This window comes from Chryseobacterium sp. GQ58, assembly GCF_059758895.1.
Genome location: NZ_JCAXEH010000001.1, coordinates 894,008 through 902,860, shown reverse-complemented (window position 1 = coordinate 902,860; position 8,853 = coordinate 894,008). Strand labels below are relative to the sequence as shown.

Annotated in this window: 4 protein-coding genes; all 4 read right to left on the bottom strand. The window is 36.7% G+C overall.

What is annotated here, in order from left to right; translation table 11 throughout:
* Positions 1-289 precede the first annotated feature (289 nt).
* Complete coding sequence (locus tag AC6CHK_RS04280) at positions 290-616, bottom strand: VanZ family protein (protein WP_498093861.1); 327 nt, start codon at positions 614-616, stop codon at positions 290-292.
* Between the two features lie 25 nt (positions 617-641).
* Positions 642-1,019 (bottom strand): glycine cleavage system protein GcvH, encoded by a 378-nt coding sequence (gcvH, locus tag AC6CHK_RS04275; RefSeq protein WP_498093859.1) that lies wholly within the window; start codon positions 1,017-1,019, stop codon positions 642-644.
* 108 nt (positions 1,020-1,127) lie between these two features.
* On the bottom strand, positions 1,128-8,201 hold the full coding sequence (gene sov, locus AC6CHK_RS04270; RefSeq protein ID WP_498093857.1) for a T9SS outer membrane translocon Sov/SprA: 7,074 nt from the start codon (positions 8,199-8,201) through the stop codon (positions 1,128-1,130).
* A gap of 6 nt (positions 8,202-8,207) precedes the next feature.
* On the bottom strand, positions 8,208-8,792 hold the full coding sequence (gene ruvA / locus AC6CHK_RS04265; RefSeq protein WP_498093855.1) for a Holliday junction branch migration protein RuvA: 585 nt from the start codon (positions 8,790-8,792) through the stop codon (positions 8,208-8,210).
* Positions 8,793-8,853 lie beyond the last annotated feature (61 nt).

The following is an 8,853-nucleotide window of genomic DNA, read 5'->3' as shown; positions in this document are numbered from 1 at the left end:
AACGAGGATTGAAGCATGGAATGTGCCGCTCCTACAGAGCTCTTAATTATCTGACATCATTTAACTGCTACAAACATTAAGCTCCTAACGGAGCTTTAATTCTATACAATATTGGAACCCTGCAAATTTATGGCAAAAATACTATCTCGAACAATACCCTAGCCCCGATTGAAGAGGCATCATTTTTTGGGGTGTACGAAGCCAAGCGGAGGCAACCCCTAAAAAGATACAGCGAAAAGCGGGAAATAGCTCCGGAAGAAAGAAAAGAAGCTATAAAAAAGAATGTGTCTCAAAAAAAGTGTTTGACCAATACCTTATATATATAGTATCCCAATAAACATCCTATCGTGTCTGCGACGACGTCTAAAGTTTCCATTGATCTGCCGAGATGCATTTCTTCCTGTAGAATTTCGGTAAGGAACGCATATATAAGAATGATCTGAAAATAATAGGAAAATCTGATTCTTGGAAATGCTGCAATAAAAGAAAAACCGAGCATCGCAAATATACTTAAATGCAAAACTTTGTCGATACCGCTGAACATGAACCAATATTCGTGGTTTTCCTGCCCCGGCCGCAAGAGCATATAAGTAAGAAATGCCCAATAAATGGGCAATATCTTTATAAATATGTTTGAAATTCTATCCAATGATTGCCTGATATTCTTCTGCAGAAAGCAATTCTGAATGATCTGCATCGTCGGCAATTTCTAATTTGATAATCCATCCGTCTCCATAAGGATCTGTGTTTAGCAATTCCGGTTGATCTTCTAAAGCCGAATTAAACTCAGTCACTTTTCCTGAAATTGGCAAGAAAAGGTCTGAAACAGTTTTTACCGCTTCTACACTTCCGAAAACCTCTCCGCCATTGATATCATCATCTACTGTATCTACATCTACATAAACGATATCGCCCAGCTCGCCCTGCGCAAAGTCTGTAATACCAATTGTTGCGATATTACCTTCGATCTTTACCCATTCATGATCTTTAGTGTACTTTAATTCTGATGGTGTGTTCATTTTTAAATTTTTATTTTACAAATGTATTCAAAATTCCATAAGGTTCAAATATAGGATATAAAAAAATCCTCCAAAAATTGAAGGACTTTAAATTTATTTCAGTTCTAATTAAAACCCACCCGAGTCACCAAAAGTGAACGTTGCCGAAAGTCCGGCTCGGATTGTTGATAACGGGAAGGCCGTTGATATTTTATATTTTGAAGTCATCTGCTCGTAAAACACTCTTAAATTAAGATTTTCTGAAACATTGTAATCTGCAGAAACCTTAATATTCATTAGCTTTTGACCTCCTGTAATCTGAGAATCATTCAGCAGGATATTCATAATGCTTGTTCTGCTGTCTCTCAAAGAGAAATCTCCTCTGATATTAAGATCACTTCCTTTTCCTCTTCCGCCTCTCGTATTGCCCATATTACCCAATCTGAAGTTTCTAATAATATACCCTAAACGTAAAACATATTCTGTATTTGAATCTTCGGTAAGCGTATGATTTACCAATCCTAATAATAATGTTCTCATTCTGTTGTACTGCAAGCCAAACTGCATATTATTCCTCATCGTAACATCTATTCCTAAAAGCGGTGAGAAAGCTTCGACATAACCTACCTGAGCAAATGTGTATGGGTTGATATAATCATCATTCACATCTCGTTGCGTATTGTTTAAATCATTTCCGGTTCTACTGTTAAAATAATCAATACTTGATTGAATACCCGTTGCTGTATAAGTCGCATTGTAGCTATGCAAAATATCAAACTTGGTAAACTGTCCGCTTATAATAGGCAAGTTTTTAAGACCTGAATAAACAATTCTCCAGTTTGGAATCGGCAAACCTGCTTTTTTGGCATTACCAATTCTTTCAGGCGCTTTACCTTCAACTGCTGCTCGGAAAGCCGGTATCAAAACATATGCATTGGCAATACTATGTCCGTCTGTAAATCCGTCTGTACCTATTGCGCCACCTAATTGCTGCGAAATTTGTTTTGCATTTTCCCGTATCGCCGCGTAAACTGCCTGTCCGTTCTGGAAAGACGTATTAACAAGCACCACAGAATTTGAATAACTTACCATATCACTTGCAAACGTCAGATTTGGATTGGCGAAATTTTGATCATCCCTAAAATTGAAACCCGATTGTGAGAAATTTCTGTTGTAAGTATGCAAAGCATTAAAATCAATCCTAAGATCATTAATTGGCATCATCTGCAAATCTGCCCGCAATTCTCTTGTTGACATTTTTACATATGGATCAATCATAAATTCAGAATCACTTACCCAACCTCTTTCGATTACGGTACGTCTGATGTCTGCCTGAGAACCCAACAAGAAACCAATCGTTGGACCACCTAAAGTTTGTCCGTATCCGTAACCGTTCGGAGCAGATAATAATCCGGGAAGAACCGTTCCGTTGTTTTCAGAGTAATTTACATTCAGCTGCTTGAAGGAAGTCAGCAAAAATGCTGCGCTCTGTAAAACCGAAAGCTTGTTTTTAAACTTATGCTTTTTATATTTATATCTGTTTTTTTCCCATGCTTTCGTGTAAACATTATTCAGAGAATCCATTTCCTGCTTACGCTTCTGAAGCGTTGACGATATCTTTTTAAAATAACTAAACTGACCAAAAAACTTAGGAAGATCTGCAGATGCTGTCGCCTGAATCACATTCGTATTTTGCCCGATTGATCCTAAACTTCCGTCCGGACTCGAAAGCAAAGCCGTAGATCTTGCATTCCAATTATATGTGAAACCGTATCCTACTTCTGCATCTATAAAATCTAAATAAGGTAAATATTGGAACGGTAATTTGTAATTCAGCTGCACTCTGTGATTGTACAACACCGGTCTTCCCGCTCTGAAAACATTTCCGAAAATAGAAGAATTATCCATCGAATTTACATCCACATTATCGTTCAGAGTTCTTGTAAGGGAATTGATTTCAAGCTTTAAAGATTTTGTAAAATTAAATCCTAAACCATATTGCCAGCCAAAATAGAAGTTTCTGTTTTTGATCGCTGCAAAATCATCGCCCAAGTTTCCACTTAAAATGGCATCAATATTTCTGAATTCAAGTTCGTTATAATTTCTGTCCAATTCTGTTCGGAATGATATTCTTGTCGGAACAGGATTAAAATTAAACTCTTTTACCCATCTCAAATATTTCGTTGACTTGGCTGTATCGCTGATCATTTTGTTGAAAGGCTTTATCACCCAAGGCTTGAAAGTGTAATTATAATCTACATATCCTCTGAAATACTGTCTGTAATTTTTCTTGGTATAAATATCCCGATAATGATCATCGTTATAAATCGCGGTGAGAGAAAGGTTTTCTACGTCGTAGAATTTTGGTTTTCTGTTTTGGTTTACTCTTTCTTTATGCATGTTTACAACGCCCAGACTTCTTTGTTGGGTGTATGTTCTTGCTACTTTTTTCAGTTCTTCTCTGTTTGCAGCCTTGCTGAATTCTACATCGGTATCCAAAGGATTGTACTTTGGATCTTCGATGGTTTGCGAGTAAGAATAATTCACAGGAATTTTCAATCCTGTTTTTTCAGGAAGGAATTTATCTACATTTACCGACGTATTGATGCTGAATGCCGATTGCGTAGACTGATTTCTTTCAGCAGGCTTCGAATCTATATTTCCAAAACCAACCGAAGTATAAGAAGCATTTGTATTGACTACCGCAAAATCACCAAGATTGAAATTTAAGCTTGCATTACCTGCATATCCGCCATCATTTTCAATTTCTGAAAGTCGGATTTCGTTGACCCAAAGTACTCTACCGTTAGCATTTATTTCACCACGTGTTGTACTTCTTACCCCAACCATTATGGTTGTTACATTTCCGAGCGACGGTCTACCTTTGATGTAGATTCTTTTATCTTTATCACCAAATTGTCCGTCCCATCTTCTTTGAACAATCGAAGTAGGAAATTCTTTATCCCTTCTAATTTTAGCATCTACAAAATCCTGAATATTTAAATCTACATTATTTTCGACAGGCCATATTTCTAATGGAGTTGTTGCTGTATTTGGAGTATACTTTACGGAAGACTCATATTCATAATAATTGTCTGTCGCATCACTACCAAAACGAATAAAGAACTTAACATCAGGATCATAATCAGGTGATGTTGGAGCATCTAAATTTTGTGCATGCACAAAAAGCTTAAGTTTTTTATATCTTCTCATATCAAGAGATACGTTTTTAAAAACACCTCTCGCTTCGTCACCTAAATTCTTCACTTTCATATAAAGAGAAGCTTCATTCTGTCGTTGCGCACCGGCATTTCCACTCAAAACCTGTCTGTCGATTCCAGGAGGCAATACATATGGTGGCTGGTTCAATCCATTTTCCTCAATATTTACACTTCCAACTTCAAAATTTGTATTATCTACATTCAGAGAACCTTCATCAAGAGCGGGATCTGGTTGTGTTGCAGGAGAACCTCCTGTAAATTTTGCAATATTTTTAGGATATCTTCTCCAATCCGATCTTACCAAATCTATGGTTCCAAATCTTAACGTAGAAACTTCATCAAATCCTGTCAATAATAATCTTGCAAATCTTACATTGTTAAGAACTGAAGCTTCTTTATCACCACCCACATTTGGCTCATCATATTTATTAACTGGAATTCTGAACAAATACCATTTCACATCTTCTTCATTTCCGTTTTGGAATTTTGCCTTCACGGTTTTTACATCAACAATATTATTATTACCTAAAGTAAGATTTGCCTGATCTAAACTGACAACATATTCGTTATAATTTTCGCTTTGATCTAAATTATAATCTCTATTAATATCTTCCGCATCCGGAGTCTGAGAAGCAACTTCCAGAGAATTACTTTGTGAGTTCCCTTCCGGGCCTCTGAAATATTTGTATCTCTGAACAAGTGAAGTGGCTTGAGCTCCTGTAAATTTATCCGACAAATAAAACACGAAATCATCAATAGCAGGGTCAGTAATATTTGTAACAGGATTAACAAAAGTGCTTCCCGAGAATTTTAAACTTTCCTGACCTGAGCTTAATCCGTCATATCCTAAATCCTGAGCCGTTCTGTCTTGCCCTTCTGTAGCAAATGCGTATAAAATAGGGGGCTGTTTCGGCTGAGTTCCCCAATTTGAATTGGATGTGGTAGAAGGCGAAGATGGAGTTGGCAAACCATTTTCGTATTGCATCAATCCGTCTTTCAGAATATCTTCGCTTACATTTCCTAAATGAAGTAAAAGTTTCGGATCTACTCCTAAATTATCTTTATCAGCATAAGGATCCATCAACCAGAATTCAACATATTCAATATTTGAATTCACAAAGTTGGAAACACTGATCGGCCTCATGATACCCGCCCATCTTTGTTGAGTAGATTCTGTATTTGGATTTACATTATACGGACCTTTTTCCTGAGGAAAATAGGATATATCGAATGTATTGGTAAATGTCTGCTCACCCGCCACAAAATCTCTATTGTTAAAAATCTCGGAAAACTGAACCCTTCTTGAAGCGTGATTTGAAACAGACTGCGGCGTAATTCCTTCGGGAGCTTTCCCGCCAACACCCCAGAATCTCGGGTCAATATTATACCAAGACAACAATCCTCTTCCGTATCCGTTTCTGATATCATCATTCACTCCTGCACCGTTAAAAATCGGATAATTTTGATTTTTTTCAGGCTTTGAAGCCAAGCTCCATGCTGCAGGCTCTTTCAATGAAATTTTTGAAGTGGTCTGTTCAAAATCATCAATATAGGATTGATTGTTTGTCCCTTTATTGATTCCCGGAAGTAGATATGCAGCTTCCATTTTAAAATTTAAATTGGATGGTGCTTCGGTATTAATTCCAGGAATTTTATCTGTAATTCTCGTAAGAAAAGGAAGCTGGTTGTTGTACATCATATTCACTCCCGCCATCGTATTATTCACGGCTTCTTGTCCGTAATTTACTTTTTGGGTAAGCGGAGATTCTGAATAATTGATCACCGTACCTCCGAAAATAAAGTTTTCGCTAACTCTTCTTTCTAAATTTAATCCCAAAAATCTTTTTCTTTGGGTATTAAAAGTCAATTGGTTTTCTAATGAAATATTGATCGCCTGACCGGATTGTTTTACATTTTCATTAATAATTGTTACCGTTCCCAGCATGTAATCAACGGTAAAGTCTACCCCTTCTGTTAATTGTACACCGTTTGCGGAAACTTTCACGGAACCTTGAGGAACGTTGACGGCACCTAAAGAAATCCCTTGCCCTTGCGAACCTTTGTAACGGCCTTCCATTGTATATCGTTGTGCCAAGTTACTTGATGTTGCCACCTGCTTCTGCTGCGTATACAGATCTGTAAATACATATTGCGGATCATTTCCTACAAGACTCGCCATGTAACTTCCGAAAGGCTGAACTTTTGTATAAATCAACTTCCCTAATTCGGGACGAACGGTAATTCCACTTACAAAATCGAAAATACCGTCACCCAAAACTCCGTTATTTGATTGTAAATCGCCGTTCATATTCAGTCGGTCCCAATTTAACAATTTCAATAAATTGGTATCCTGAACAGGTGTATTCGGTAGATAATTTACTTTACCTCCGGTTTGAGCATCACGATAATAAATATTTAAAATAAAGCCGTCCGGATCTATTTGTCCTGCGTCCAAAGCATAAATATTTTTCATCATCAAATCCCACATTGGCGATGTGGTTTTTACTGTGCTATTTGGCTTTAAAACTTTGGTAATTAAAACAGGGCTTTCTTCAGAAAATTCCCCGACTTTATAAATCTGATTGGTCCCGTTGACCGTATATGAATAAGAAACCGCCAAAAGCTGGTTGTCGTTTAGTCTTTGATTTAATGAAATATACCCTAATTGCGGATGAAAGGTAAATTCGTTGGCATTTAATCTTCTGGCTTTAGAATTTAAAACAAAGTGCTCTCCATTATCATATGGCAAAGTACTGCCCGGAAATGTTTGTCCCTGAAAAGCCGGTAAATAATTTTTCCCTTGTTCTCTTGGTGTACCGATAGCATTTGATACAGCCTGATAAAGTCCGTTTTGGGTATTATCCGGTAATCCCGAAGCACCTTCCCCCAAATCTCTAATACCTACAATACTTTTTTGATATGCCAAATTGGAATTCCCCTGATCCAAAACCCAAACTTCCATTCTGCTGATACTGATTCTGGAATTGATTTGAGGATAATTTTGCAAAGCAGTATCATAATTGTTTAAAAAGTAATGTCCGATGAAATAATGCTGATTGTCTTCGTAATCTATCGCATTCACCTTAAAAGTACTTAAGGCTCCACCGCCCTGTACAACAATATTTCTAGCTTCACCTTGTTGTTGGGAAAGAACCACTGTTCCAAAAGTTTTGCCTAATTGAAACTCTGTTTTTACTCCAAATAAAGATTCCGACCCACGGATCAAACTGGTTGAAAGTGGCATATTTACGTTACCAAATTCAACTCTTTTGATGATTTTATCTTCTCCGCCTGCGCTTGGTTTGTTGACATCGCCTAAACCTTTGGTCTGAAGATCTTTCCAGCTGCCTTTTGCCTGCCAAACAAGATTCATCCTGTTTTCAAATGCAAAACCGCTTTGAGTATCATAATTGGCTTTTAATTGTAAGTTTTCGCCCACTTTTCCAAGCAAACCCAACTGAATTCTCTGATCGATATCGAAAGTAAAACTTGTTCGGTTTTGAGGTAAAATTAAAGGGTTATCAATTTTCTGATACAATCCTGCAAAATCAAAAGAAGCATATCCTGAAGGGATAATTTCAATTTTGTTGCTTCCGAAAATAGTCTCAAAAAGCCTGTTGTTGATCGTTAAAGAAGGAATTAAACCTTTTTTCTCTGCTTCAGAAGTATCTTTTCTAAATAGCAGATTATATCTTTCAGATTTGTCTTTATAGTAGTTTCTGGCCTGCTCGGCAAGCATAAATTCTTTATAATCCTCCGGCGACATCGCTGTTGGCGGGCCTGTAACCGTATTACCTATTTTTGGATATACATAATACATCCCTGTTCTGATATCGTAGAAGGCTTCATAATAGGTAGGGTCACTTATTTTGTAATCCTTTTTAATAGAAAAACCTTGTGGATTTTCCTGTCCGGATAGATTTATTGATAAGAATAAAAATGACAGGATTAAATATATATTGAGAAACTTATTATTTTTCACCAAATGTTAAATGTTTTTTAAAATTTGTTTTACCAACTCTTCAACCGAAATGCTTGGATTTTGCTTAATAATGCGATCAGCAATCTTTTCGCTCATTCTTTTAGAAATTCCTAAAACTTCTAATGCAGATAACGATTCATCCTTAATTTTATTATTTGCGAGTGAAGAAATATTTTCTTCTGCAGTGCCGAATTTCTGTACCTTATCTTTAAGATCAACAATGATTCTTTCAGCTGTTTTGGCGCCAACTCCTTTAGCTTTCTGAATCACGGCACTATTTTTGGAAAGTATTGCTGTAGCGATCTCCGAAAGACTTAAAGTAGACAGTAATATCAATGCTGAAACGGCACCAACACCATTAACGCTTATTAAGAGATTAAACATTTCTTTTTCCAAACGAGTGTTAAAACCAAAAAGCAGATGTGCATCTTCTCGGATGATCTGCTGTATAAATAACATGGTCTCGTGATGTAGCGTAAGCGTCTGCGATGTCATTAAGCTAATTCCTACATAATACCCCACTCCGTTGACATTCACAACTGCATAAGTGGGTGTAAGCTCCTGAACAATACCTTGTAAAGAAAATATCATTATTTATTTTTATAACTCCCAAATATAGTAATTTAAACTAACTATTAATTTCATTTAAGAT